This is a genomic window from Pedobacter sp. N23S346, assembly GCF_048515415.1.
Lineage (GTDB): Bacteria > Bacteroidota > Bacteroidia > Sphingobacteriales > Sphingobacteriaceae > Pedobacter.
Genome location: NZ_JBLYEE010000015.1, coordinates 74,833 through 101,690, shown reverse-complemented (window position 1 = coordinate 101,690; position 26,858 = coordinate 74,833). Strand labels below are relative to the sequence as shown.

General features: G+C 39.1%; 21 protein-coding genes. 10 read left to right on the top strand and 11 right to left on the bottom strand.

What is annotated here, in order from left to right; genetic code table 11:
- Positions 1-15: 15 nt before the first annotated feature.
- From ACN1CD_RS20960 to ACN1CD_RS20950, 3 genes are all read left to right on the top strand, one after another.
- On the top strand, positions 16-1,974 hold the full coding sequence (locus ACN1CD_RS20960; protein WP_419132368.1) for an OmpA family protein: 1,959 nt from the start codon (positions 16-18) through the stop codon (positions 1,972-1,974).
- Positions 1,975-2,165: 191 nt separating this feature from the next.
- Positions 2,166-2,333 carry a hypothetical protein gene (locus tag ACN1CD_RS20955; protein WP_419132367.1) on the top strand — a complete coding sequence of 56 codons (168 nt, stop codon included), beginning with the start codon at positions 2,166-2,168 and terminating at the stop codon, positions 2,331-2,333.
- Positions 2,334-2,633: 300 nt separating this feature from the next.
- The gene (locus tag ACN1CD_RS20950; protein WP_419132366.1) at positions 2,634-3,089 is read left to right on the top strand and encodes an NUDIX domain-containing protein; all 456 of its coding nucleotides are present in this window, start codon (positions 2,634-2,636) and stop codon (positions 3,087-3,089) included.
- Here ACN1CD_RS20950 and ACN1CD_RS20945 read toward each other — a convergent pair.
- On the bottom strand, positions 3,086-4,189 hold the full coding sequence (locus tag ACN1CD_RS20945; protein WP_419132365.1) for a DNA alkylation repair protein: 1,104 nt from the start codon (positions 4,187-4,189) through the stop codon (positions 3,086-3,088). The genes ACN1CD_RS20950 and ACN1CD_RS20945 overlap by 4 nt on opposite strands.
- 179 nt (positions 4,190-4,368) lie before the next feature.
- Between ACN1CD_RS20945 and ACN1CD_RS20940 the strand changes: the two genes are divergently transcribed.
- The gene (locus ACN1CD_RS20940; protein WP_419132364.1) at positions 4,369-5,220 is read left to right on the top strand and encodes an NAD(P)-dependent oxidoreductase; all 852 of its coding nucleotides are present in this window, start codon (positions 4,369-4,371) and stop codon (positions 5,218-5,220) included.
- A 56-nt stretch (positions 5,221-5,276) separates the two neighbouring features.
- On the opposite strand, the gene ACN1CD_RS20935 is transcribed toward ACN1CD_RS20940, so the two are convergent.
- Positions 5,277-6,635, bottom strand: coding sequence for a hypothetical protein (locus ACN1CD_RS20935; protein ID WP_419132363.1), 1,359 nt, complete (start codon positions 6,633-6,635; stop codon positions 5,277-5,279).
- A gap of 157 nt (positions 6,636-6,792) precedes the next feature.
- A complete protein-coding gene (locus tag ACN1CD_RS20930) occupies positions 6,793-7,110 on the bottom strand; it encodes a hypothetical protein (RefSeq protein WP_419132362.1) in 318 nt (105 codons plus the stop codon).
- A 373-nt stretch (positions 7,111-7,483) separates the two neighbouring features.
- On the opposite strand from ACN1CD_RS20930, the gene ACN1CD_RS20925 reads away from it, so the two are divergent.
- The 3 genes from ACN1CD_RS20925 to ACN1CD_RS20915 are packed head-to-tail and all read left to right on the top strand — an operon-like array spanning position 7,484 to position 14,515.
- Positions 7,484-8,902, top strand: a complete 1,419-nt coding sequence (locus ACN1CD_RS20925; protein ID WP_419132361.1) for a glycoside hydrolase family 28 protein — start codon at positions 7,484-7,486, stop codon at positions 8,900-8,902.
- Between the two features lie 11 nt (positions 8,903-8,913).
- On the top strand, positions 8,914-12,309 hold the full coding sequence (locus ACN1CD_RS20920) for a DUF4450 domain-containing protein (protein WP_419132360.1): 3,396 nt from the start codon (positions 8,914-8,916) through the stop codon (positions 12,307-12,309).
- Between the two features lie 55 nt (positions 12,310-12,364).
- The gene (locus ACN1CD_RS20915; RefSeq protein ID WP_419132359.1) at positions 12,365-14,515 is read left to right on the top strand and encodes a hypothetical protein; all 2,151 of its coding nucleotides are present in this window, start codon (positions 12,365-12,367) and stop codon (positions 14,513-14,515) included.
- A gap of 247 nt (positions 14,516-14,762) precedes the next feature.
- Here the strand turns inward: ACN1CD_RS20915 and ACN1CD_RS20910 are convergent, their stop codons facing one another.
- The 7 genes from ACN1CD_RS20910 to ACN1CD_RS20880 form a co-directional block, all read right to left on the bottom strand.
- Complete coding sequence (locus ACN1CD_RS20910) at positions 14,763-16,058, bottom strand: gluconate:H+ symporter (protein WP_419132358.1); 1,296 nt, start codon at positions 16,056-16,058, stop codon at positions 14,763-14,765.
- Positions 16,059-16,082: 24 nt separating this feature from the next.
- Positions 16,083-16,265: a hypothetical protein gene (locus ACN1CD_RS20905; protein ID WP_419132357.1), complete on the bottom strand. Its 183-nt coding sequence runs from the start codon at positions 16,263-16,265 to the stop codon at positions 16,083-16,085.
- Positions 16,266-16,268: 3 nt separating this feature from the next.
- Positions 16,269-16,862 carry a nucleotidyl transferase AbiEii/AbiGii toxin family protein gene (locus ACN1CD_RS20900; protein ID WP_419132356.1) on the bottom strand — a complete coding sequence of 198 codons (594 nt, stop codon included), beginning with the start codon at positions 16,860-16,862 and terminating at the stop codon, positions 16,269-16,271.
- A 54-nt stretch (positions 16,863-16,916) separates the two neighbouring features.
- On the bottom strand, positions 16,917-17,417 hold the full coding sequence (locus ACN1CD_RS20895; protein ID WP_419132355.1) for a helix-turn-helix transcriptional regulator: 501 nt from the start codon (positions 17,415-17,417) through the stop codon (positions 16,917-16,919).
- Between the two features lie 223 nt (positions 17,418-17,640).
- Entirely contained in the window at positions 17,641-18,183 is a 543-nt protein-coding gene (locus tag ACN1CD_RS20890) for a lipocalin family protein (protein WP_419132354.1), read from the bottom strand.
- 99 nt (positions 18,184-18,282) lie between these two features.
- Positions 18,283-20,817, bottom strand: a complete 2,535-nt coding sequence (locus tag ACN1CD_RS20885) for an ABC transporter permease (protein WP_419132353.1) — start codon at positions 20,815-20,817, stop codon at positions 18,283-18,285.
- A complete protein-coding gene (locus ACN1CD_RS20880; RefSeq protein ID WP_419132352.1) occupies positions 20,807-21,499 on the bottom strand; it encodes an ABC transporter ATP-binding protein in 693 nt (230 codons plus the stop codon). Before ACN1CD_RS20880 ends, ACN1CD_RS20885 begins: the two co-directional genes overlap by 11 nt.
- Positions 21,500-21,600: 101 nt before the next feature.
- Between ACN1CD_RS20880 and ACN1CD_RS20875 the strand changes: the two genes are divergently transcribed.
- A complete protein-coding gene (locus ACN1CD_RS20875) occupies positions 21,601-22,293 on the top strand; it encodes an arylesterase (protein WP_419132351.1) in 693 nt (230 codons plus the stop codon).
- Between the two features lie 137 nt (positions 22,294-22,430).
- Positions 22,431-22,727: a hypothetical protein gene (locus ACN1CD_RS20870; protein ID WP_419132350.1), complete on the top strand. Its 297-nt coding sequence runs from the start codon at positions 22,431-22,433 to the stop codon at positions 22,725-22,727.
- A gap of 26 nt (positions 22,728-22,753) precedes the next feature.
- On the opposite strand, the gene ACN1CD_RS20865 is transcribed toward ACN1CD_RS20870, so the two are convergent.
- Positions 22,754-23,758, bottom strand: a complete 1,005-nt coding sequence (locus tag ACN1CD_RS20865) for a helix-turn-helix domain-containing protein (protein ID WP_419132349.1) — start codon at positions 23,756-23,758, stop codon at positions 22,754-22,756.
- Positions 23,759-23,821: 63 nt separating this feature from the next.
- On the opposite strand from ACN1CD_RS20865, the gene ACN1CD_RS20860 reads away from it, so the two are divergent.
- Positions 23,822-26,848, top strand: coding sequence for a SusC/RagA family TonB-linked outer membrane protein (locus ACN1CD_RS20860; RefSeq protein ID WP_419132348.1), 3,027 nt, complete (start codon positions 23,822-23,824; stop codon positions 26,846-26,848).
- Positions 26,849-26,858 lie beyond the last annotated feature (10 nt).

Below are 26,858 nucleotides of genomic sequence, written 5' to 3'. Positions count from 1 at the left end.
TGAAATAATATGAGCATGAAAAAACTACTACTTTCTCTTCTTTTTTTAACAGCGTTGATATTAATGACTAAACCTGCATCGGCACAGTATGTATTAAATGCAGCCGATAAGCAATACAAGCTTTTTAATTATATCAATGCGATTGATCTTTACGAACAAGCTTATAAGAAAAAAAACACCTTGTATGCTGCAGAACAGTTGGGTAAATGTTATCGTTTTATAAATGATTATAAACAAACAGAAAGCTGGTATGCTATCGCTGCCGGTATGCCCGAAACCAGTGTGGATAATGTGCTGCAATATGCGAAAGCGCTTCAACAAAACATGAAGTATACCGAAGCAAAAGAACAATATCAAAAATATGCCTCAACCAATAAGCAAGTAACCAATATACAGTTGAAACTTTGGGAAGTGAGTTGTGATTCGGCATTGCTTTGGATGAAAAAACCAGTTGCCATTACCTTGGATAATAAAAAGAAATTGAATACTCCACAATCAGATTGGGGTGCACATTTATATCAAAATAGCGTGGTGTTTGCTTCAGATCGGGGTGGCGCAATTGAAGATAAGCAAGACGCGCATCGTTCGTTTTTAAAGTTTGATGGTTCAAAGAAACCAGATCGTAACATTTACGGCTGGACGGGTAACCGCTATTTAAGGCTCTTCATTGAGGATAAAAACAAAGATAGTGTAAGCAATTTACCAGTGAATGCAGGTACGGAATACCATATCGGGCCTGCAAGTTTTACTGCAGATGGCAATGAAATGTATTTTACCTTAACTAAAATCCCGAAGAAACCAGTATATGGAAAAGATGGTATTGTCACGCTAAATTTAGAGATTTATTCATGTAAAAAAGATTCCACAGGCATGTGGACAGTTCCAACTCCATTTAAATATAATAAGGCAGAAGCTTATTCAAATGGAGATCCATTTATTAGTGCTGATGGAAATTGTTTATATTTTGTTTCCAGCATGCTGAACGGAATGGGAGGAACCGATATTTATATGAGCCGGAAAACAAAGGCTGGTGATTGGGATACACCTGAAAATTTAAAAGGACTGAATACAGAAGGAAACGAACGTACGCCGGTTCTTGATCAGGAGTATAATTTTTTCTTTAGTTCGGATGGTAGAATTGGAATGGGTGGATTGGATATTTTTACTGCAAAAATTTTAAATGGAAAAATCGCAGAGCCTGTCAATTTACATTATCCAATAAATTCATCACAGGATGATTTTGCATATATCAAAAGCAATGATCAAACAGGTTACCTGAGTTCAAATCGTACGGATGGAATAGGTAGTGATGATATTTACAGTTTTGTGCCTAAACAAGTCATTGCATTCTGGCTTGTTGGAAAGGCATTAGATCGCAATTCAAAAAAACCTTTAGCCCATGCCATAGTAACCTTAAAGAAAATAAATGGGCAAGCACTAAAAGTTGAAACGGATGAAACCGGAGACTTTAAATTCAATCTTGATCAGGCCTCTGATTATAATTTAACAGGTGATAAGACTGGTTACAGAGGTGATGTTTCTAGTTTAACTACTCATAACTTAAATGTGAGTTCTGAAATAAAAAGGGATTTATACCTGGAGCAGATCATAATAGATAAACCCATTCGGATTGAAAACATTTATTATGACTTCGATAAATCTAATATTCGTCCGGATGCCGCAATTGAGTTAGACAAGCTGGTAAAAATCATGCATGACAATTCGACCATTTGGATAGAATTGGGCTCACATACTGATAGTCGTGGAAACGACCAGTATAATCAATGGTTATCTCAAAGCAGGGCAAACTCTGCTGTACAATACATTATTGATCGTGGCATTAATAAAAACAGAATTATAGCCAAAGGTTATGGCGAATCTATGTTGTTAAACCAATGTTCAAACGGTGTGAAATGTTCAGAAGCTGATCATCAGCTAAATAGGCGTACGGAGTTTAAAATTACAAAGTTTTAAATTCATATTTAAAGCTTTGATTTCTTCATCAATAGCAAATTTACATACGATATGAAGTAGCGTAAGCTGCCTCATATCATATTCTATAATCATTAGATAATGAGGTGAAATAAATTCATTAAATCTTCATTTGATATTTCGAAGTTTATTAAACAATTAACACAGTTTATAACCCATAAATAAATATTAACATGAAAGCAATTAAAATTTTAATGATCGCCCTGGTAGCTACTTTTTCTGTAAATGCAGTAAGTGCACAAACAAAAGAACCTGTTAAAGCAAAAACAGAAAAAACTACAGTTAAAAAAGCACACACAAAACACCATAACAAAGCCAAAAAAGCTGCTGTTAAAAAATAGTGTATAGCATTAAAAGGTTTAGGTAAAAACCGCTTCAGATTAATTCTTGAAGCGGTTTTTTGCTTATCAAACACTCCTCGCTCGTCCTCCTGAACTTGATTCAGGATCTTATCAAAATAGTTGCTGAACTAAATTCAGCATGACGGGTGGGTTGAGGATTCCCCTTGAAGACTCGTCCTCCTGAACTTGATTCAGGATCTTTTTTTTAGCATTTGATCAGCACTTAAAATGCAGTTTTAGAAACCATCTATCAAACTTAATTAACCTATCATTGTATTAAAATATCAGAAACCCACCTATATGAGACAAAGCGCAGGATTATTACTTTATCGAAAAACCGGAATAGAATTAGAATTTTTTCTGATCCATCCCGGAGGACCAATATTCGCTAAAAAAGATTTGGGTGTATGGTCTGTACCTAAGGGTGAGCTCGATGAAAATGAGGAACCACTCCATGCGGCAATCCGCGAATTTGAAGAGGAGGTAGGGACGAAGATCGATGGAGATTTTATTGAATTACAGCCTATTATTCAAAAAGGTGGGAAAAAAGTTTTATGCTGGGCAGTAGAAGGAGATCTTGATCCGGCAACCTTACATAGCAATACCTTCGAAATGCAATGGCCACCAAAATCGGGTAAAATGCAAAGTTTTGTCGAAGTAGACCGTGGTGATTGGTTTACTTATGAAAAAGCCATTCTTGCTATTAAAGACAGGCAGATTCCATTGTTGGATCAACTGATTACTTTACTGGATTAAGCCAATAAATCAAAGCTTGAACTTTCCTTTTCTGCACCATTAATAATCATAGCGATTTGATGATCGCCTAAGTGAAACTTTCTCGTCGTAATTAATACGAACTTTTGCTTTCGAACAATACTTACTTCGGCACCCGCCGGATAAATTCTTTCTGAGATTTTGAAAACTTTTTTGGTGTTCTGCCCATTTTGTTTTTTATAATAAATCGCATATTCCAACCTCACCTTTTGATCAGTTAAATTTTCATTTTTTATGGAGAATGAAAAAGTCAGGCTTTCGCCTATTTTGATTTTTGGCGTTAAAATTTCGAAGTCTTTAAGAACAATGCCTTCATCATTTAATCCATAATGCTTTAGGATTTCTACATGGCCTTGCTTTAAGAGCGTTCTGCACCCATGTTTAATAATGGCATCGGTTTCTACACTTAAGCCAGACCAGCTTTTAGCTATATTTAACACGATGTTTGGATGATCTTTGGCGATATCATTCAGGCTATTGGCAACACTTCTTCGAACATATTCTGAAGAATCATGCTTCAGGTTCTCTAAAATTGGTAAAATACTGGCTGGATCTTTTTTCAAAAAAGGAATGCCCATTGCCCAGGGTAAACGTGGGCGGCTTCCCTCACTCGATAACCTTCTTACTTTATGGCTTTCATGTAAAGACCATTCTTGCATTTTGGTAAGCATTAGATCACCATATTTTAAAATAAACGGACGAACCGCAAACTCGCAACTTACAAATTGAGTTGTAAATTCTAGTGCTTCAACAGATTCTTCGAAATAGTCAATCCCATAGGTTTCAATATAATCTGGCAAGAACATAAAAGCCAATCCATCTTCTCCGATGCCTTTTTTTCTTAGCTCCTCAATTGTTTTTTTGATGATTTCGATTGTTTCAGAATAATCAGCTGGGAGAAAACCATAAAGTACTTTTGAAGTGTGCTTCATCCTTTCCTTTAATTCTTTCGAACTGAAGTCTTCATTAAAAATTTCTTTCAGAAACTTTTCCCGATCAAAATCTGGTAATACAGAAACCAGTGCGCTTGTTAATCTATCATAAAATGCAGGCGAATAAAGGTCTTTAAGTAAATAGCTCATCGTTTTCTAATTGAGTTTTAAAGTTATGTTTTCCTTTGCCATTTTCATTTTAGGTTTTGCACATTTAATGGTTGCTATCCATAATGAGAATTTGAAAAAATAGGTTTGAAAAAATGATGTAAACAAAACGGAATTCAATCATTTCTTTATCAAATTTGTTAATCATCAAAAACTATAATATGAGCAATATAAAAATTGGTTGGATAGGCTTAGGGAATATGGGCATTCCAATGGCTGAGCAATTGATAAAAGCGGAATATTCGGTAACCGTTTACAACAGAAGCCAGGGAAAGGAAAATAAATTATCGGAAATGGGTGCCAGGGTAGCTGATAGTCCGCAAGTATTGGCTTCAGAAAGTGATGTAATCATCATTATGGTGGCCGATGATAAAGCAATTGAAGCTATTTTTGAGGCTGAAAATGGTCTTCTGAAAGCGGAGTTAAAAGGAAAAACCATCATTAATATGAGCACGGTTTCGCCAGCAATAGCTAAAAAGATGGCTGCTAACTGCACTGAACAAAATGCCCGTTATCTGGATGCTCCGGTATCAGGAAGTGTGAAACAAGCTGAAACGGGTCAGTTGGTGATTATGGTTGGTGGAGCGCAATCGGCTTTTGAAGAAGTAAAACCAATCCTTGATCAATTAGGGAAATTAAGCAAATGGGTTGGTGAAACCGGTGCGGGTAATCAAGCCAAACTGGCGATTAATTCGCTGCTTGCCTTGTACACTCAAGGTTTAGCAGAAACCATTTTGTTTGCCAATGAAAAAGGAATCAAGTCAGCAGATTTATTGGAATTGATCGGCAATGCCGCAATAGGTAATGTTTTTACTAAAATTAAAGGGGAAGCAATTTTAAATGACCAATACAAAGCTGCCTTTGCCTTGAAGCATATTGTTAAAGATTTAAGATTGGCTAAAGATGAAGGCATTTCAACACCCTTAGCTAAAACGGCGTTAAAAACTTTTGAAGATGCTGAAAGTGCTTATGGAGAAGAAGATTTAATAGCAATTTTTAAAGCTTTGAAGTAAGCAAAGCGTTAAGTCGATCGTATCTGGGAAAGCCTGTAAAGCCTTCCCAGATAGGATTACATTTTCATCAGGTTTGGATAAATCCGGATGAAAACCTGTGCGCCTACCGGGTTTTTACCATAAAGTTGATCAAGTGCCACATCTGTTTTATAAAGCGAAACTTGTGCACCCAATGCTGTTCTGAATTTATTAAAATTCAAAATGTCATAATTTATGCCCAAGCTTAAAGCATTAACCCCAAAAGCATCATGCCCGTAAATAGCTTCATTCAGATTGAGTTCTTCGACAGATTTTTGCACATGCTCATATCGGGTGAATAAAGAAAGTTTTTTAACCCGATAAGCACCTTCCAGCAATACAGCATTCTCGCCATCATGATCTTTAGTTTTATTTAAGCCCCATAAAGCTGTAGCGTTAAGGTTTTTTTCGTTGCCAAGTGGAAGCGCATAAATGGCAGAAACAATTGTTCTGTTTACATTTTCATCATTATGCAACGTTTCCGGGCTTTTAATCCAGCCATGCGAAGCCTGCAGCGCCCAGTTTTTGGTCGGATTATAAGATAACCTTGCGCTGTAAGAATCAAATCGTGGTTTATCGAAGTCTAAGCGGTTTTCATCGGGTTCTCTGCCAGTGAAAGACGAAGCCTCTATCTTTACTTTATCATAACGGTAGCCGATCGTCGCCACTCCAAAAGTAATATGCGTTCCGTCATTCCAGTGATGAGATATCGGCGCATCCGGATTGGCCAGTGCCGATGGTCGATGCATAAAGGCAACTGAACCTAAGGCTGGTTCGCCGGGATAGCCCAGGTAAAGCGTTAAATCAGATTTTTTGTTGAAGGCATAGGTATAAGCAACAGAAAGTTCTGAAAACAAATCATGTGGATGCTGGCGATCAACTAAAGGTTGTCCTTTCCAGCTCTCGCCGGTTTGAAACAAAAGCGGATATCCTGCGCCACCTTCGGTAAATCGATCTAATGAAAGCATAGAACTGAAATGAAATAAACCTTTTTGACCAACTTTTCGCTGCCCCATAAACATAAACCAGTTCGGTGCATCAAATTTGTCTCCTCCACGGCTTCCTTTGTCTGCTACATCTTGTTTAGTATAGCGTAGGGCCACATTTCCATGCAACATATACATCCACTTTTTGGAGTGAAACATTAAACCATACATGGGTGAAGCATCTGGCAACCATGCGGTTCCTGATCCATTTCTTTGCATGGGTAAATTTAAAGAGTAGGCATGGCTCATCGGCACTTCAGTTTGCATTCCTTTCATGTGGTGCATACTGTGATCCATTTGGGTAGTATCTTTTTTGCTAGAATCGCTCATCATGTGCATTTCATGCTGTGCGCTTGCGCCCATGGCAAATCCAAAAAGCAACAAGGTAAATAACGATATTTTGATGTTCATTTTTAGTGTTGGTCTTATTTGTGTGGTTACAAAATTAAGATTAACGGTGCTGCTGACTTTACATCATTACTGTAAATGTTTATATGATTTTTAAATGTTTATAATGAATAATACATCTCAAAAAGGTATTTAGATCGTTAAGAAATCTTTTTACAGGTTAGTCAGAGAGAATTCTGTAAAGCTCCGGGTTTAAATAGTAGTGTCTTTTTCCCACAATTCTTTTTTCAAGAACAGCCATTTTTACCAATTGTTCGAGATACTTTCTGGCCGTATTTTCTGCGTAGATTCCAGATTGTACAAGATGTTGCACACGGGTAAAAGGTTGGGTAAATATGGCATTTATCAGTGATTCTGCGCGTTGAATATCTGTATCTGCAAAAACCGCATTTAGGATAGCATCTTTTGCCGCAATGATATCATTAATCTTATTATAGGTTATAGTACTTTGAGTCAATTGGCAAACTTGGAAGTGCATTCCAAGGCTTGTTACGATCTGAATTAATAACGTATGGCATAACCAAAGATAATAATTTATCACCTTAAAAAATGTAATTTTTAATGTAGAAATAGAATATGGCATTAAACACTATACGAAAATATGTTATCACCTTAAAAATTAAGTAGAGAGATCTATAGGGCTTTCCTTTGTGAACGCTGGCAGCAATAAGTTTTAAGGCTAGATTAATAGACCGCATATTAGATTAGTTCTAATTGGATTATCAGCCTTAAAAACATTTAACAGGATGCCACAGGATAGTTGATGCGGTCGTTTTTAATATATTAACAAAAATGAACCGCTATAGCTTATGCTGAAGGTCATTATATTTAACCAAATATTTTTTAAACCGATGAAAAGCATCCATTTTCTCTTGCTTGCAGCCTTATTGCTGATGACTCTTGCCATTTCGGCGCAACCTAAAGCACCCGCCTGGGTAAATAAAGTAGGCGCCAGGAAATTTTCGTTTAAGCGGAATAATCTTTTGGTTAACCAATATGGGGCTGTAAATGATGGTAAAACTTTGGCTACAATTGCCATTCAAAAAGCAATTGATGAGTGCGCTAAAAAAGGTGGTGGAGTCGTGTCATTCTCTCCCGGGAAATATTTAACCGGATCATTATTCATAAAATCTGGTGTGAATCTCCTGATAGGTAAAGGAGTAGAATTATTGGGCAGTCAAGATATTAAAGACTATCCTGAAATTGATACCCGCGTAGCTGGAATTGAAATGAAATGGCCGGCTGCATTAATCAATATTTTAAAGGAAAATAAAGCTTCCATTTCTGGTGAAGGACTCATAAACGCTCAAGGCAAACCATTTTGGGATTATTACTGGAATTTACGAAAAGACTATGATGCGAAAGGCTTAAGGTGGATTGTAGACTACGATGCCAAACGCCCCCGAACAATTTTAGTTGAATCTGCAAAGGATATCATCATTAAAGACGTGACCATTCAACAAGCTGGCTTTTGGACGGTACAACTTTTATACTCATCATATGTAACAGTTGATCACATCACCATTAAAAATAATGTGGATGGCCACGGACCAAGTATGGATGGGATTGATGTCGATTCTTCGCTATGGACATTGATTCAAAACTGTGATATTGATTGCAATGACGATAATTTCTGTTTGAAAGCCGGTCGTGATTGGGATGGCTTGCGTGTAAACAGATCTACAGAATACGTGGTGATACGCAATTGTGTGGCCCGAAAAGGTGCAGGATTGCTCACGCTTGGTAGTGAAACATCTGGCAGTATCCGGCATATATGGGCTACAGATTTAGTGGGTTATGGCACAGGCAATGCCATTAATATCAAGTCTGCCAAAACAAGGGGCGGAACTGTAGAAGATGTATATTTTGGGAACATTACCATGCATGGCGTTGGAAATGTAATTCAGATTAATCCCAACTGGAACCCGGCTTATAGTTATTCTACACTTCCTGCTGGTTATAACCCTGATTCTATTCCACCACACTGGACTAAACTCCTCCATCGGGTAGAACCAGAAAGTAAAGGAATTCCTACTTTCCAGAACATCAATGTTTTTAATGTTACGGCAACCAACGCTAAAAAAGCCATTAACGCCATCGGTGTAAACGGAACAATTTTAAGAGACTTTAAGTTAACCAATCTTAAAATTGCAGCGGCAACGGCTGGAAGCATTGACTTCGCTGAAAATTGGACCTTTGATCGGGTTGAAATTGCAGCAGCAGATGGTTCTTCTTTAAAAGTAACCAATTCTACAAATGTTAAGCCTTAAATCAATTTTCCATGAAATGCTTTTACATTTTAAGTTGCTGTTTGTTTACATCCGTTGCTACCCTTTTTGCACAGGAATTATACCCTCCAAAACTAAAAGAAGGAACCTGGCATAATGAGAAAGCAAGCTTAAGGTATCACCCGGAAGGGCGCGATTTCGTGATTAAAAACGGCACTCGAAGATTTACCCGGGCCTTGTATGGTACTAATTCAGCCTTTCGGGTAGAGGGAGGTGATTTGCCAGAATTTGCACTATACATGCCGGCAATGGGTGGTAATTTACAGTTTGGTCTGATCAAAGGGGCACAAAGTAAATGGCTCATTAAAGCCGAAAATATTACCGCTAAATACCGCCCGGGATCGATGCTATACACTATTCAGGATCCATTGCTTGGGGAAGGAAAAATGCAGTTAAGCCTGTTGGCCTTGAGCAAGGGCGATGGATTGATCCTAAAGATTCGGTTTGAAAACGTAAAATCAGGCATAGAAATTTTATGGGCATTCGGTGGAGCCAGTGATCAGAAATTTAAAAGAAGCGGTGATTTAGGTGTAGATCCGGAATCATCCTTTTATTTGAAACCGGAAAATTGCAAGAACAATGTTTTTGCCGTTGATCAGCAGCATTTTTCTCTTCAATATGGGAAGGAAAAGACTTTAAAGGGCCAGTTTCCTGCACCGATTAGAATAGCAGATGCTATTGATCTGTTATCTCCGATTACATTGGATCAGTCTAATAGTAGGCAAAATCCTATCCTTACCGGTAAAATAAAAGTAGAAAACAATAAAGATTTTTATGTGCTGATTCAAAATCCAGCAATGGATCAAGCGCCTGCACGGTGGACTCCTGAAAACCAGTTTGTGGAATCGGAAAAGGCAAGGAAAATTTTAGCCAATCGAATCATAGTTGATACTCCTGATCCTTATTTTAATACTATCGGTGGGGCTTTGGCCATGGCTGCTGATGGAATTTGGGAAGATCCTTCTTACCTGCATGGTGCCGTTGGATGGCGTATGCGTTTGCCCGGTTGGCGTGGACCATATACTGCAGATCCACTCGGCTGGCATGATCGGGCAAGAACGCACTTTAAAGCTTATGCCCGCTCGCAAGTCATTACTCCGGAAAGTGGACCTGTTTTAGCCGATACCACATTTAATTTATCACGATCAAAAGATGCCATGGGCACCGCCATGTTTACCAACGGCTATATCAGTAGAGAACCGGATGGAAAGTCCATTCGTCCGCACCATTACGATATGAATTTGGTTTACATCGATCAGCTGTTCTGGCATTTCAATTGGACAGGAGACCTAGCTTATGTAAAAGAAATGTGGCCGGTAATCAAAAGGCACTTGGCTTGGGAAAAGCGGGTTTTTGATCCTGATAATAATGGCCTTTATGATGCTTATGCTGCCATTTGGGCAAGTGATGCCTTGCAATATAGTGGTGGAAGTGGCACACATAGCTCGGCTTATAATTACCGCGCTAATTTGCTTGCGGCGAAGATTGCACCTTTGATTAATGAAGATCCGAAGCCTTATCAACAGGAAGCTGATCTGATTTTAAAGGCTATGAATGCGGAGTTATGGATGCCAGAAAAAGGTTGGTTCGCAGAATATAAAGATGCCCTGGGTTTGCAAAAACTTCATCCATCTGCAGGTTTGTGGACGATTTACCACAGCATTGATTCTGAAGTTCCGGATGCGTTTCAGGCCTGGCAAAGTTTAAGGTATGTAGATACCAGTATTCCGCACATTCCCGTTCGGGCAAATGGCTTGGAAGATAAAGGTTATTACACCTTGTCTACCACGAATTGGATGCCATACGAATGGTCGTTAAATAATGTTGTGCTGGCCGAATCTACCCATACGGCATTGGCCAATTGGCAGGCCGGGAGAACGGAAGAAGCATTTAAACTGTGGAAAAGTGAATTATTAACCAGCATGTATATGGGTGGCAGTCCCGGTAATTTTGCACAGGTTTCTCATTATGATGCTACCTTAGGCGAATTGTATCGTGATTTTGGTGATCCGGTTGGAATTAATTCCCGTGCGCTGGTTGAAGGCCTTTTTGGTATTGTTCCCGATGCCTTGAACAAGACTTTACTCATCAGACCCGGACTACCGCAGGAATGGGACCACGCCAGTTTGAAAATTCCTGATCTTGCTTTTTCATTTAAAAGAAAGGGCGATATAGATGAATACAGATTGACCCCCTCTTTTACTATTCAACTGGGTTTGAAAATGAGAATTAAAGCCAGGGGCGATCGGGTGATCTCACTTAAAGTAAATGGCAAAGCGATCAGTTGGAAAAACGTAGATAACGCTATTTCTATTCCTGAAATTGAATTTGATGTCGCGCCAGCGAAAAATTATTTAGTTGAAGTGGTGTGGGGCAAAGGTGCTTTACCAAAAACCAGGTTAGAGATTACTTACCGTTTAGGGTCATCAATCGATATTGATTTCAATGATGCGAAGATTGTAAAAGTTTATGATCCGCAGGGCGTTTTGGAGCAGGTAAAAACGAATGAAAGCAAACTCAAAGCTATTGTAAAAGGAGAAATTGGCAACCGGACGGCTTTTGTGCAATTGCAGCAGCAAGATTTTACTTATTGGTTTCCATTATGTTTTGAAATTACAGACCCGGATAAAAAAGAGGATTATGTACTTAATCTCACTGATGCAAAATGGAAGAATCAAAAATTTGAAACCATAGATTTATCAACATTTTTCAACGATCAGGTAGGGCAAATTTTTAAAAACAAATATTTAAGTCCGAGACCCAACACGACTACACTTCAATTGCCGACACAAGGCATCGGCGACTGGACCAATACCAAACTCAATCCTGAAATTAATGATACCGGATTGCGGCAGTTGGCTGGGGAGAAAAATGAATTTTCATTGCCCTCAGGGATTGTTTTTAAAACGCCATCAATGGTTCAGCTTAAAAATATTATCTATACTTCCCAATGGGATAATTATCCGGCGCAGGCCGAAATTCCACTATCGGGGAAGGCCAATGCAGCGTTTTTCCTGCTGGCAGGTTCTACAAATCCAATGCAAAGCAGAATGGATAATGGTGAAATTATCGTCTATTATGCTGATGGTTCAACAGAGAAACTCCTGTTGAGTAATCCCGAAAACTGGTGGCCCATTGAGCAGGATCTGTATAACGATGGTTTCGCTTTTGATACTGGTGCCGATCACCCTGTTCGGGTACATTTGAAAATAGGCAAGATAGTAACCTCAGCAAATGCAGCGGAATGGAATGGAAAAGAAATTGAAGGTGGTGCAGCTACGGCATTAGGCATTAAGCTGAATCCGGCAAAAACGCTTTCAAAAATTACCCTTTCGGCACTTTGTAATGATGTGGTAATCGGATTAATGGCAGTTACCTTAAGCAGGTGATTGATTTCGAAAATAAATGTTATAACCTGGAACACTATTTAAATGATATTGTAAAATGATGCATATTTCTAAATTAAAAATAATAACAGCTTTTTTATTGCTGACCGTTTTGTTCAATAGTGAGCTTGTCTTCGCACAAATTAATCGTGAAGCATTGGTTACCCGACACAATATTGTGGTGAAAAATATAGATTCACTTGCTTCGTTATCGGTTGGCAATGGCAGGTTCGCTTTCACTGTGGATGCCACCGGACTTCAAAGTTTTCCAGATCGCTACGCAAAAGGGGTTTCGCTGGGTACGCAATCGCAATGGGGTTGGGGTTCATTTCAAAATGATGCAGACTATAAAATCACCGAAGCATACCGTTATTATAATCAATACGGGCGTAAAGTTCCTTACACGGTTCAGCTGAATGAATCGCCTCGTGCCAAAGCGGCAACTAACTATTTCCGGCAAAATGTGCATCGTTTACAATTGGGAAATATCGGATTTGACCTGATCAAAAAGGATGGAAAACCGGCAACTGTAAATGATATTCAAAACATCAATCAAAAGCTAAACCTTTGGACTGGCGAAATCACAAGCAATTTCACTTTAGAAGGTGTTCCGGTGGAAGTGATCACTGTTGGCCATCAGGATGTTGATCTGATTGGCGCTTCGGTATCATCGCCCTTAATTGCGGCTGGTCGCCTGAAAATTAGAATTGAATATCCCTATCCAACAGGTGAATGGGCAGATGTTGGGAATAACTGGGCGAATGCAGAAAAACATCATTCAGAATTATTAAACAATACGGATAATGGTGGTTTGATTAAACATAAGGTAGATTCTGCGACTTATTTTACCACCATCGCCTGGAAGGGTAAAGCACAATTGATAGAAAAACAACAACATTATTTCACCATTACGCCCGATCAAGCTTTAAAAACCTTCAGCTTCAGTTGCCTTTTTTCCGAACAGAAAGCTACGGTAGAAATTCCATCTTTCCAGCTCACACAAAATAACAGTAAATCTAAATGGAAAGCATTTTGGCAAAGTGGTGCTGCAGTAGACTTTGATGGCAGCACAGATAAAAGAGCCTTCGAACTGGAACGTAGAATTATTTTATCAGAATACCTGACCAAGATACAATGTTCGGGAGATTTCCCGCCACAAGAAACAGGCTTAATCTACAACAGCTGGTTTGGTAAACCACACCTGGAAATGCATTGGTGGCATGGTGTACACTTTGCTTTGTGGGGCAGGCCAGATTTATTAGCCCGCAGTACCAATTGGTATTTCAAGGTAGCAGATAAAGCGAAAAAAATAGCAGAAGTACAAGGATTCGAAGGGGTGAGGTGGCAAAAAATGACAGATAATAAGGGTAACGAAAGTCCCTCTTCTATTGGGGCCATGTTAATCTGGCAGCAGCCACATTTCATCACTTTTGCCGAATTGGAATACCGTTCCAAAACCGATAAAAAAGTGTTGGAAAAGTATAAAGACCTTGTTTTTAAAACGGCTGATTTTATGGCGTCCTTCGCTCATTTTGATAAAGAAAAAGGGCACTATGTTTTAGGTCCGGGTTTGATTCCTGCGCAGGAACGGTTCAAAGCAGAAAGTACATTTAACCCTACGTATGAGCTGGCTTACTGGGAGTGGGGATTAAAAACTGCGCAAGAATGGCGGGTTCGCTTAGGTTTGGAACGCAATAAAAAATGGGATGACGTAATGGCGAAGTTATCCCCATTGCCTGTTCAGAATGGAGTTTACCTCGCGGCAGAAAGTGCGCCAGATTCTTATACCAATCCAGAGTATAAAACAGATCATCCATCTGTGCTGGGCGCTTATGGGATGTTGCCAGAAACTAATTTGCTAAATAAGGGAACCATGAGAAAAACTTTTGACCTGGTATGGAAAGATTGGAGCTGGAATGATACCTGGGGATGGGATTTTCCAATGACGGCCATGACCGCAACCCGCCTGGGTATGCCCGATAAAGCAATAGATGCACTATTGATGAACGTTAAAACAAATACCTATCTCGTAAACGGGCACAATTATCAGGATGATCGCTTACGGATTTATCTGCCTGGAAATGGAGGTTTGTTGACAGCCGTCGCTTTGATGTGTGCCGGCTGGGATGGAAACAATCAAACCAATCCGGGTTTTCCAAAAGATGGGACGTGGAAAGTAAAGTGGGAGGGATTTAGGAAAATGATGTAGAAGAGGTTAGCGGTTTAGGGGGTTAGAAAAGGTTAGCAGTTTAGGGTGGTTTAGAAAAGGTTAGAAGTTGAGGGTAGTTTAGAAGAGGTTGATTGAAGAAGGTTAGCGGTTTAGAAAATTAACCTACCAACTAAAAACAGTTTTGAAAATTACCTAACCAATTTATGAGTTTGGTGGCATAGAAATTCAACTAACCCTCTAAACTTCTAACCCTATAACCATTTAGTCCTAACCATTTGAAATTCAACTAACTTCCCAAAAAGTAATTCAAAATTAATACGCCAACTAATCCAAGCACGGAAACAATACTTTCCATAATGGTCCAGGTTCCGAAGGTCTGTTTAAGTGTGAGGTTGAAATATTCTTTAAACATCCAGAAACCGGTATCGTTGACATGAGAAAACATCAGGCTTCCTGCACCAACGGATAGAACCATTAGCTCTGGTGAGGCATGTGAACCAATCAAGGGCAGTACCATTCCAGAGGCCGTTACGGCTGCGACTGTTGCAGAGCCAAGCGTAATCCGGAGTGATGCCGTGATTAACCAGGCCAGCAATAGCGGAGATAGACTCAAATTTCCGGTTAATTCTTTTACGGTTTCGCCAACACCACTGTCGATTAAAATTTGTTTAAAAGCTCCACCTGCTGCGATAATCAAAATAATCATCGTAATGCTTTTTACGCCTTCGGCACAAGATTCCATGGCTTTTTCGATACTTGTATTCTGAATAAAAAGTGTAATAATTACAGATAAAAGGAGGGCGGCAGTAGGGTCTGCCAAAAAGATGAATAATGATTTACCTATGTAACGACCACCGATCCCGCTGCCCACTGTTCCGGCAACAATTAAGAACACAGGAAGCAAGGCCGTGATGAAACTTTTTGCGGTACCTGGCAAACCTTCGCCTTCTTCAATTATAAAATCTTTAATTACGGCTGGCTGAATTTTATTCATAATCAACCGTGGAAAATAAATTCCGGCGATTACGGCAATGGGTAAACTTAAAATCAAGCCGTAAATCAGTGTTTGGCCAATGTCTGCATGGAAAATTCCTGAAAGTGCAACAGGCCCCGGATGAGGAGGTAAAAAACCATGAGTTACAGAAAGTGCTGTGGCCATTGGCAAGCCAATATATAACTTCGATAAGCCTGTGGCTGCAGAGATGGCAAACACCAACGGGATTAAAACTACAAAACCAGCGTTATAAAAAAGCGGAATCCCAACCAGCAAACCGGTAAGCAACACTGCCCACTGAATGTTTTGCTTCCCAAAGGCTTTAATCAGAATAAAAACAATTTTCTTTGCTGATCCGCTGTCTTCTATCAATTTTCCCATCATAGCACCTAGCGCAAGCACCATTACCATGCTGCCTAAAGTACTGCCAATTCCATTGCTGATGGAACCCATCACCTTTGTAGCTGGCATCCCCAGAAGTAATCCTGTAATAATGGCCACTGCAACCAGGGCAATCATCGGATTGATCTTTTTCAGGATCATCACAAAAAGCAGCAAAATGCCGAAGAGAAGAATAAACAATGACATGGTTAGATCGGGTTAAACCGCAATTTACTTTTTTATCATGATTGTTCGCCCGGTTACCAGGTGAAATTCAAAAATCCGGTATAAACCATCATCGTTCATTTCAATGCTCTCTACCAATCCGGTTTTGCTGAAAGTATCAGTAACCATGTCCCCAATCTTCACCTCCCGAAGTATATCATTTGGTGTTTCACTATTTAATCTGATCATCAATCAAAAGTAAGTTTTTAAAGCGTCTTCAAAATCTTCTTTTATAAAAATCCATTCTTTAGCTTTTAAACAAATGGGGTCAAAATCCAAATCTGCATCACTAAAATTTCTGAAGTTTTTAAGAATTTTTTCTCGATCGTGTGTCCACTCAAATCTCTTTTGATGTAAGTCGATCATTTGATCAATGGTGTAGTTTTCTAATAATTGATGTAAATCCCAGTAATCTTTCTTTCTTCCACCCCTTAAAATTACATCAACTTTCATGGCAATAATTTCTTCAACGGTTGCCATTCTTACATCATCGTGAATAACGTAATCTTGGAAAAATGGATCCATCGCATAATAAAGGTCTAGTTTAATAGCATTATTGCGATCAGTTCCAACTAAGTAGGATTTTCCCATACCTGGATTTCCACCAAAATCACCTTGTACATATTTATATTGTTTAAGTAAATACTGCTCAATGCAATCAAAATCTATGGAACGATACGGTGCATCGGTAAATAAGTCAATATCGACAGATAACCGATGACCCAAATATAAACTCAATGCAGTACCTCCAACCAGTCTGAAGTCTTTTAATTCTGCTGCTTGCATTAAATCTAACAAACTAGCTTTTAGAAATTGATTTACGGTATTCCAGTATAGCATTTAAGTCGATTCTAAATCAGAAGAGGTATTTTTTTTGTCCATATTAGATGCTGCATTGCCCAATACTTCCAGAATTTTACTTTGTCCGTAAAATCTTTCTAATTCAGCTTTTTCATCTTTACTTCCTCGTTCAAATACCCTTTCAATTACTGCTTTATATTGTACCTTCCAATCAATCTGATTAATATTTGTGTCCCAAAAAAGGGCTTTTCTTAAAACTTTTAAATCAGGCTTATCATCCAATAATAGCTTTTCTTTTTTAATTTCATAGTAAGCCTGTAAAACCAACATTGTTCCTTCTTCAAGATTTAAAGCGCTATCAATTTTAATAGAAAGTGATGGTGTTAAACTTCTTTTGCCTTTAGAAACATCGTTTATAATTTGTGGATATTCTTTTAAGGAAAGTGCAAAAGGCCTTTTTTTAATATTCCTTTTTTTTAGTTCCCTGTCTAAAATGATCCCCGGATGGATTCCCTTATATTTTTCAAACGATGGTGTCATACTCAAATGTAAACAAATTTGTTTACATTTAATGGATAGCTGTTAAACTAAATGCTTCTTTATTCACAATTGTAAACAGCGGATTACTAAATATCTACAAATTATATTTTCTCAGCTGCGAAGGAAAAAACAGACCGTTGGACAGTAGATAACGTTTTTGTTTCGATTAGGGTGCTTAGGTTAAATTTAACAGATGAGGCAGGATTCCAAAAAAAATCAATAATTATTGATCATGTTTAGTCCAGATGAGATCTTCGGTTTTATACCCGATTTCCTTTGCTTTTTTTAAATAAGCAGCTTTAATTTCTTCCGGAATGGTTGCTTTCCTCGACAGAATCCAAAGATAATCCAGGCTGTTTCCGGCAATCAGAGCATATTGGTAATCTTTATCAATTTCGATTACGTTGTAGCCAGCGTAAAACGGTCCAAAAAAGGAAACTTTTAGTCTGGCTTCATCTGTACCATTTACAAATTTTGCTTTCCCAACACTTTGTTTCCACTCTTTCTTCACGTAGTTATAACCGCGGTTATCCACTTTAATCGTTCCATCATCCTGAAGGGAATAGGTGGCCGTAACATTATTTAAATCCTTTTCGAATTTAAAATCCATCCTGGCCACTTCGAACCATTTACCTAAATATTTATCTTTTTTGAAGGGCTTAATGGCCGTTGCCCCCTTCGGTATAGACACCCCGCACCCTGCATAGCTGATTACAATTATGCCTAAGGTGGCCAGTAGTAAGGTGTTTCTAAGCTTATTGTTCATCTTTTAAATCAATTTGCTTAAAAACGCCCGTTTATTAAAAATGTTTCCAGTGTTTAAATATTTAACAGTGGATTTTTACTGCGGTAACCTGTCATCCGGTTAATTCCCCGATCTTAATATTTTTAGTGGGGGTTGATTTAGTATGCTCCTGGTACTTAAAATTCCGGTAACCACAACCAGCAAGATAACGGAACCAAAAAGTAATAAGGTGGCTGGAAAAGGTGGAACGAATGCCGCATCAAAAGTAAATTTAGCTAAAGCCCAGCTGCCACCGATGGCTAAAATTAAACCTGCGCCAGCTGCAAAGGCACCAAGAAAAAAGTATTCAATGGCATTAATGGCCAGGATTTGTTTTTTGCTTGCCCCCATAGTTCTTAATAAAATACTTTCTTTAGTCCGCTGATTTTTACTGGTGAGCACCGCTGAAATCAACACAATCCAACCGGTAACCATACTGAAACCAGCCATAAACTGAATGACAAAACCAATTTTACCCAACAATTCATCCAGTAATTTAAGCACCAGGTCTAAATCAATCACCGATACATTCGGGAAATGCTGAACCACTTCTCCCTGAAATTTCGCTGATACCTCATTTGAAGGCACACGGGTCATTAATACATGGAACTGTGGCGCCTGTTCTAAAACTCCGGCAGGAAAAACTACCCTGAAATTGGTTTGCATTTTACTCCAGTTTACTTCACGAAGGCTTCCTACAACTGTTGGAATCATCATTCCCTGAACATTAAATAAGATTTTATCATTCAGGCCGACATTGATCTGCTGTGCATAACGTTGATCAAGCGAGATGTAAATGGTTTCATTAGGTTTAATTTTTCCCACCCATTTCCCTTCGGTAATTTGCTCTGCTGCGGTAAGGCTATCCTGGTAAGTAGCCCTGAGTTCGTTGCGGTAAGCACGGCGGTTACTTGTATCGGCACTGGATGTTTTTCCATTAATTTCTTCGATGCGCATGGTAATCACAGGAACCTGGTTCATCAGTGGCAATTTGAAGGACTTCGTGAGGCTATCTAATCCTTTCTTCTGCGCGTTTTGAATGTCAAACATTACAATATTCGGCTGGTTACTTCCCGAAGAAAGCGTTACCCTGCTCATCAAAATGCCCTGAACAAAAAATAAGGTACAGATGAATGCAGTGGATAAGCCTATAGAAACCGTTAACATCAGGGTTTGATTATTCGGGCGATAGAGGTTAGCAAATCCTTGTCGCCATAAATAACTGATGGAATTTGGTAAAAGCTTTTTTACCATAAACATCAGGATCCTGGAGAGCAAAATCAATAATAAAAAAGCGACTCCAATGCTAGCCGTGAAAGCAACTGTCTGTATCCAGCTTTTCATTTGCAAATGCGTGAAGCCCACTACAAAAGCAACCATCAAAATATAAACCAGCCAAATTAAAGGGTCTTGCTTTTTGCCAGTTCGTTCGAAGGAAATTCTGATGGCATTTAAAGGCGAAATCTTTCTCACTGATAGGAGTGAAGGAAGGGCGAATAGGATGGAAATGATCAGTCCTAACAAAATCCCTTGGGCTACTGCTGCCCACGAAACTTGCATGGTAATCTCTACAGGAAGAAAATCTTTAAGCACAATTGGGAGAAGAAACTGTATTCCTGTACCCAATGCTGACCCCAGCACCGCTGCAATTAAGCCGATAAAAAAGATCTGAATCAGGTAAATGAAAAACGCATGTCTGGCTTTTAAACCTAAACAACGCAAAGTAGCAACTGCACTAAGTTTCTCCTGAATGTATACATGGATAGCGCTACCCACACCTACACAGCCTAAAAGCAATGCGATGAAACCAGATAGTGCCAGGAAGCGATTTACATCTTTAAAAGATCTTCCGGTTTGTTCTTTGCGGGATTCAACCGTATCGGCATCAAAGCCTTCACTTTCCAGTTTCGTCTCATTTTTCTTTACCCATTCATCAATGCCGGACGGATCATCGTATTGATAATAAAACTTATTGTTGATCCTGCTTCCGGTTTTAATGAGGTTAGTTTTCTCCAGAAACTGCATGGGGATGTAAACCGTTGGCGCCACTGTGGCTGCAATTCCGGTTTGGCCGGGTGCTTTAATCAACGTTCCAAGAATTTTAAAACTGATGTCGCCAACTTTGAGCGAATCGCCTACCTGAGCGCCAAATTGGAGCATTAGGGTTTGATCTACCAATGCATCCTGGCCAGACTGAAAGTTTTTTCCAGCCTCAACAGGTAAGGTTTCGAGTGAGCCGTAATAAGGATAATTACCTTTTAGTGCTTTCATTTGCACCAACCTGCTGCCGCCACCCTTTTTAAAATAGATCATCGAGGCAAATGTTTTCTCTTGCGAGCGATCATTCCCGAGTGTATCCAGCATTTTCTGCATCGCCTTGGTTACGCCTTTTCTGCTATCTAAAACCAGATCAGCACCAGTAAGTTCTTTCGCCTGCGCATCAATGTCGTGCTGTAAATTATCTTTAAAAGAATATACCGCTACCAAAGCTGCAATGCCAAGCACAATAGAAGAAATAAATAACAACAAACGTGAGCGGTTTTTCCGGCTATCCCGCCAGGCCATTTTAAACAGCCAGGATAATTTGATGCTTTGCTTAGGGAGCTTATTCTGCATAACCTTGGTTTTCATCAGAAACAATTACGCCGCCTTTAATTTTAATGGTTCTGCTGGTTCGGGCAGCAAGTTCCAAATCGTGGGTTACAATCACCAACGTAGTGCCTGCATCTTTATTCAGATCGAATAACAATTTAATTACCTTTTCACTGGTTTCTGCATCCAGATTCCCGGTGGGTTCATCAGCAAAAAGAATGGCAGGTTGGTTTGAAAATGCTCTTGCCAATGAGACGCGTTGCTGTTCTCCGCCAGATAACTGAACCGGATAATGATGGGAACGATCGGCCAGGCCAACCTTATCCAACAAATCGAGTGCCTGCGCTTTAATATTTTTTGCGCCACGTAATTCCAGTGGAACCATTACATTTTCTAAGGCTGTTAAGGTGGGCAAAAGTTGAAAATTCTGAAAGATGAAACCTACATACTGGTTTCTCATGGCTGCACGTTCGTCTTCATTGAGTTTCTCTAGTGCGATACCATTTAGTTCAACGGTACCACTGGTTGCCCGGTCCAAACCGGCACACAAACCCAGTAATGTGGTTTTTCCGCTTCCAGACGGACCAGTGATGGCCACCGTAGAAGCGCTTTCGATTGCAAAATTGATATTATTGAGTACGCTAAGTTCGCGCCCGGCACTTTGATAAATTTTATTTACGTTTCGAATATTTAAAATACTTTCCAATCGTTTATTTTTTTAGAATTTGTATACGGATATTAGACCAAACATAACCGCCCCTGATCTGTTAAGGTAGTGGTTTTTATTTAGAGAATTAACTACATCATATGTTACGAAAACGCTTAACCGTCTTATTTGTTTCGGCTTTACTGTTTGCCGCCTGTGGAAATAAACAAAGCAAAGAAAATAATAATCAAACTTTAGATTCAGCTGACCAAACCACGAAAAAATCAGGGGCACAGCTTAAAAATATACTCTTTTTCGGAACAAGTTTAACTGCAGGTTATGGTCTTGATCCGACTGAAGCTTATCCGGCACTGATTCAAAATCGAATCGATTCGCTGAAAATGCCTTATAAAGTAATTAACGGTGGACTTAGTGGTGAAACTTCTGCTGCCGGCAAAAGCAGGATTTCCTGGTTGCTGAAACAACCTATTGATGTGTTTGTACTGGAGCTTGGTGCCAATGATGGTCTCCGCGGATTGCCAGTTGCCCAAACCATTAAAAATCTGCAGAGCATTATTGATAGTGTGAAAATAAAGTATCCGGATGTAAAAATGGTGATGGCCGGCATGCAGGTTCCACCGAACATGGGCGCCAAATACGCAGAAGATTTTAAAAATATCTTTCCAAATCTGGCGAAGAAGAATAATATGGCACTGGTTCCGTTTCTTTTAGATAAAGTTGGCGGAGTTCCGAAACTTAACCAGGAAGATGGTATTCATCCTACAGCAGAAGGCGATAAAATCCTGGCTGATAATGTTTGGGTGGTATTAAAGGATGTGCTGGAGGCGAAATAGGTATTTTAAGAACTATCGGTTTTATGAATGTCAATATCCTCATGTGTGATAAATAAGATTTGGCCTATGTATACTCTCTGTTACAATTATTCGTTTTTAGAATAAGTTTGTAAATTAGATAATAAATTGTAAAGCATATGGAAAATTTAAACGATACAAAGGTTAAAGCGTTTCTGAATAGAATAAAAACAGAGTGGCCTGGATTTGTAGAACGTTTTGAATTTAAAACGGCTTCAGTAATTTACGTTCATTTGAAAAAGGGAATTTCGAGCGGAGAATTTTTAAGCACACTTGCTAAAAAGGTAGAACGCCTGGTTGATTTTAGCAATCCAATCATTCTATATCACATCGAAAGTGATGGAATGAATTTGAAATCGCATCCAATAAATTGGTATTCTTCACTAAATCCATCGGCTTTTCGTTCAGCGTTGTAAAAATTTAACTTTACGGCTAACATTGCTTAATACCCAAAGTTGAAAGCAATTTCTTGCAGCATTAAATAAATATCTTCTGTAAAAAGTAACAGATAAAGCTTGGCAGATTTTAATTTTTTAGGCAAAAAACCATAGTGTTTAAAGAAATTGGCACTGAAATTCGAAGCGCTTTTATAGCCGAGATCTGCAGCAACCTGGCTCACAGGTAATTTTTCTTTTGTCAGCATTTTCTTGGCCACCTGCATTTTATGCTCGTTCAGGAAACCAAAAACGGTTTGTCCAAAAACAAGTTTAAAGTATTTTTTAAGGTAGTTTTCATTGGTGCCTACTTTTCGGGCCAGGCTGGTTAATGAAATGGGCGCTTTTAAATTATTGATCAGAATTTCCCTGGCCATTTGGATAGGATCAAGCATATGCGCCGGAACTTCGAACGTTTCCATATTATGGTTTACGGCCTTAATCTGGTGTTCGATGTGGCAGAGTAATTCTATTGTTTTAGCCGCCAGATAAGTTGATTTAAGTGCTGCAGGATAATCACAAACGAACATATTACCGAGTATGTTAATCATCTCTATATCCATGTGCATTTGCTTATTTAAAGCAATAGATTCTTTAAACGACTTAAATTTATCGCGGGTTAACCGGGCAAAATAAATGTCATCAGGTTGTTCCAGGTAATTTATAAAAAATCGATAGCTACTTTCTGCATCTTCACTCAGGATCAAATACTGATTAGGCAGGAGCAATATTTTATGGTTTTCGCCATCCACTTTAATGGTTGCCGAATTACTAAAAATAATATAAAATTCTTCAGGGATAATCCTCAGGCTATACATATAAAAGCCGCCAGCATTAATTTGCACCTTTCGCAACAAGGCACCATCAATTTTAAGTTCTGAGCTTTTAGATTTTCCGCTCATTTTATGCACTGGAAATGAATCAAAAATAAGGTTTTGATTATTTCCGTTTCCGGCTATAAAATTTCCTTTATCTGGCATTTTGAGGTTAATGTTAATAATACTTTTGCCCAAAGTTACTATTTATTTAGACTATATATAAATAGAGCTTAACAAAATCATTAACAGGTTAATCATATGAAAAAAAGTTTACTTATTTTTTTCTGTGCCATTACGCTTTCCTTATATGCGCATGCACAGCGAATAACAATTACCGGAACAGTAACTGCTGCAGATCAGAAACCACTTGTAGGTGCAAGTGTATTTGTTGCCGGTAAAAATGAAAGTGTTTATACGAATCAGGACGGCACGTTTTCCATCGCCGCAAACAGTGGAGATAAATTATCTATTGCTTATGTTGGTTTCAAAAGGCAAACGATCTTACTAACCAGTGCAAGTAATAACCTGCGTATTGTTTTAGAAAGTGAAGAAAACCAGCTGGCAGAATTGGTGGTAACAGGTGCTTTGGGAATTAAAAGATCGGCGAGAGAGTTGGGTACCAGCACACAAACCATTAAGGATGATTACCTCAATCAGGGAAAAACCATTAACCCGTTAAATGGCTTAACCAGCAAGGTTTCGGGCTTAAGGGTAAATATGTTTGATAGTAAGGTAGATCCGCAGATTCAGATTGTAATGCGTGGTTCGCGATCATTAAACCGTACCAAAAATGAGCCGATTTATGTTTTAGATGGTGTTCCGGTGCCAACCATAGGCCGGATCAATCCAAACGATATTGAAGAAATTACCGTATTAAAAGGTGCAAATGCTGCGGCCTTGTATGGTTCGGAGGGAGTTAATGGTGCCATTATGATCACCACTAAACAAGGTGCCAAAGGGCGTGGCAGGGTAACCTTTTCTAATACCACCACCTTATCTAAAGTAATGATGTTGCCACCAGCGCAAAACACATTTGGGCAAGGGGTAAACGGAACTTATGTGGCTACACAATACGAAAGCTGGGGGCCGGCATTTGATGGAACCATGAAAAATTTCGGAGCGGTTCTGCCAAATGGAACTCAGCCGCAAGCCTTATATGCAGCACCGGATCAAGATAATCGCCTTGATCTTTTTGATACGGGCCTGAACATGCAAAATGATGTTTCTTTTTCTGGCGGAGATGATAAGTCTACTTATTTTATGTCTCTTCAGGATGTAAAAATTAAAGGCATTATTCCGGAGGATGAAAGCAGAAGAACAGGTGCCAGGTTTAACGGCACCAGAAAGTTTGGTAAGCTGAACACCGCTTACAGTGTGAACTATGTGCTCTTTAATAAGAATACCACACCAGACGGACCATGGATTACCGCTTATCAATTACCCGCTAATTTCGATTTCACTACGATGAGGAACTGGCAGGAAAGAGGATCAAATGCTAACCCGGCAAACTTTTTTACCGATCAGCAGAAAAATCCTTATTTCCAGATCGATAATTATCGTGATGATACCAAACAGCAAACCCTAAATGGAAAAGTAGAACTGGATTATCAGTTTACACCATGGTTTAAAGCGCTCTATCGTTTCGGTTATTATTCTACAGTAGCCGAAACCAGAAGTACAGTAGGTAAGTTTGAAGGGGTAGGACAAAGAAATGTGAATGGTTCTGTGAATGATGGTTCTGATAATTTCAGAAAAATGAACAATGACCTGATCCTGAACTTTAATAAAGACTTTGGGAAATTCACCACCCGTTTATTAATTGGTCAAAATTTAAGAAATGACTATACCAAATCACAAACTTTAAGCTCTGCTAATCTATTGTTTCCGGATTTATTTAACCAGGGAAGCGCACTCGGACAGTTGGCTGGAAGAAGCACCATTACCAAGTTCCGTTCTATGGCCACTTACGGAGAATTTACAGCGGGTTACAACAACTACCTGTTCTTAACCTTAACGGGAAGAAACGACTGGGTTTCTACCTTGAGCAAAGAGAACCGTTCTTATTTTTATCCGGGTGTTAGTACCTCATTTGTTTTCTCTGAAGCGATTGCTCCATTAAAAAACAGCAAGATACTGTCTTTTGGTAAAGTGTATGCCTCTTATAATAAAACAGGAAATAATACCCTCAATCCGTATTCATTGAATAATCCTTACAGCCAGGCCAATGGTTTCCCATTTGGGAACCTGGTTGGTTTCCTGCCGGGATCTACCTTTCCCAATCAGGATATAGAACCAGAATTTGTTACCTCGTATGAAGCAGGTATTCAGTTAAGTTTATTTAATAACCGCCTGAATTTTGAAGGCGCCTATGTTTTTTCAGATTCTAAAGGACAAATTTTTAATGCCACCACATCCCGTGCTACCGGTTATGCCAGTGCCAGGGTAAATGCAGGCCGGTTAACCAATAGCATTATTGAGCTTAACCTGAATGGTGATGTAATTCGCAGTGCCAATTTCAAATGGAACCTGGGTTTTAATTATACTTACATCAATAACCAGGTTAAAGAACTTTTCGAAGGCCTGGAATCGTTTAATATCTTCCGTCAATCTTATGCCAATATTGGCCAGGCTTACCCAAGCTTGCAGGTAAGTGATTATAAAAGAGATCCAAGCGGAAATGTAGTCATCAATGCAGCGAATGGAAATCCGGTTGTGGCTACCGATCCGGTACATTTAGGTACCATGGTTCCGCCGCACCAGATGGGATTAAATACAATGGTTACGTATAAAAATATCAGTTTAGGTGCACAGTTTGATTGGAGAATGGGTGGCTGGTTGTATTCGGAGATTGTACCCCGAATGTATACCGCCGGAACACATCCTGCAACAGTAGAATTTAATCGCCAGCCATTTATTTACCCTAATTCGGTAATCGAAACTTCGCCGGGTGTATTTGTGCCCAATACTACAGTGCTATCCAGAGGAGATAAGGCATTTTGGCAAGCTCAGGGTGCCGTGCAAAGCAACACCGCAGCCAAATCTGATTTTTTTAAAATGCGTGAGCTTAACATCACCTATAATTTCCCGGCGAAACTACTGGCTAAACAAAAAGTAATTAAAGAGGCAAGGGTTAGCTTTATTGCCAATAACCTTTTCCTGATCAGACATCAGGACAATACTTATGGAGATCCTGAATATTTGTACAATGATACCGATGGTTACATCAGTTTCAGGCAGGTGCCACCGTACAGAACGTTTGGATTTAATGTTAACGTGGTATTTTAAAGATTAAAAA

What these genes read in the sequence shown, in the direction of transcription:
- ACN1CD_RS20960 (WP_419132368.1), top strand. Translation starts at nt 16, where the DNA reads ATGAAAAAACTACTACTTTCTCTTCTTTTTTTAACAGCGTTGATATTA.
- ACN1CD_RS20955 (WP_419132367.1), top strand. Translation starts at nt 2,166, where the DNA reads ATGAAAGCAATTAAAATTTTAATGATCGCCCTGGTAGCTACTTTTTCT.
- ACN1CD_RS20950 (WP_419132366.1), top strand. Translation starts at nt 2,634, where the DNA reads ATGAGACAAAGCGCAGGATTATTACTTTATCGAAAAACCGGAATAGAA.
- ACN1CD_RS20945 (WP_419132365.1), bottom strand. Translation starts at nt 4,189, where the DNA reads ATGAGCTATTTACTTAAAGACCTTTATTCGCCTGCATTTTATGATAGA.
- ACN1CD_RS20940 (WP_419132364.1), top strand. Translation starts at nt 4,369, where the DNA reads ATGAGCAATATAAAAATTGGTTGGATAGGCTTAGGGAATATGGGCATT.
- ACN1CD_RS20935 (WP_419132363.1), bottom strand. Translation starts at nt 6,635, where the DNA reads ATGAACATCAAAATATCGTTATTTACCTTGTTGCTTTTTGGATTTGCC.
- ACN1CD_RS20930 (WP_419132362.1), bottom strand. Translation starts at nt 7,110, where the DNA reads ATGCACTTCCAAGTTTGCCAATTGACTCAAAGTACTATAACCTATAAT.
- ACN1CD_RS20925 (WP_419132361.1), top strand. Translation starts at nt 7,484, where the DNA reads ATGAAAAGCATCCATTTTCTCTTGCTTGCAGCCTTATTGCTGATGACT.
- ACN1CD_RS20920 (WP_419132360.1), top strand. Translation starts at nt 8,914, where the DNA reads ATGAAATGCTTTTACATTTTAAGTTGCTGTTTGTTTACATCCGTTGCT.
- ACN1CD_RS20915 (WP_419132359.1), top strand. Translation starts at nt 12,365, where the DNA reads ATGATGCATATTTCTAAATTAAAAATAATAACAGCTTTTTTATTGCTG.
- ACN1CD_RS20910 (WP_419132358.1), bottom strand. Translation starts at nt 16,058, where the DNA reads ATGTCATTGTTTATTCTTCTCTTCGGCATTTTGCTGCTTTTTGTGATG.
- ACN1CD_RS20905 (WP_419132357.1), bottom strand. Translation starts at nt 16,265, where the DNA reads ATGATCAGATTAAATAGTGAAACACCAAATGATATACTTCGGGAGGTG.
- ACN1CD_RS20900 (WP_419132356.1), bottom strand. Translation starts at nt 16,862, where the DNA reads ATGCAAGCAGCAGAATTAAAAGACTTCAGACTGGTTGGAGGTACTGCA.
- ACN1CD_RS20895 (WP_419132355.1), bottom strand. Translation starts at nt 17,417, where the DNA reads ATGACACCATCGTTTGAAAAATATAAGGGAATCCATCCGGGGATCATT.
- ACN1CD_RS20890 (WP_419132354.1), bottom strand. Translation starts at nt 18,183, where the DNA reads ATGAACAATAAGCTTAGAAACACCTTACTACTGGCCACCTTAGGCATA.
- ACN1CD_RS20885 (WP_419132353.1), bottom strand. Translation starts at nt 20,817, where the DNA reads ATGCAGAATAAGCTCCCTAAGCAAAGCATCAAATTATCCTGGCTGTTT.
- ACN1CD_RS20875 (WP_419132351.1), top strand. Translation starts at nt 21,601, where the DNA reads ATGTTACGAAAACGCTTAACCGTCTTATTTGTTTCGGCTTTACTGTTT.
- ACN1CD_RS20870 (WP_419132350.1), top strand. Translation starts at nt 22,431, where the DNA reads ATGGAAAATTTAAACGATACAAAGGTTAAAGCGTTTCTGAATAGAATA.
- ACN1CD_RS20860 (WP_419132348.1), top strand. Translation starts at nt 23,822, where the DNA reads ATGAAAAAAAGTTTACTTATTTTTTTCTGTGCCATTACGCTTTCCTTA.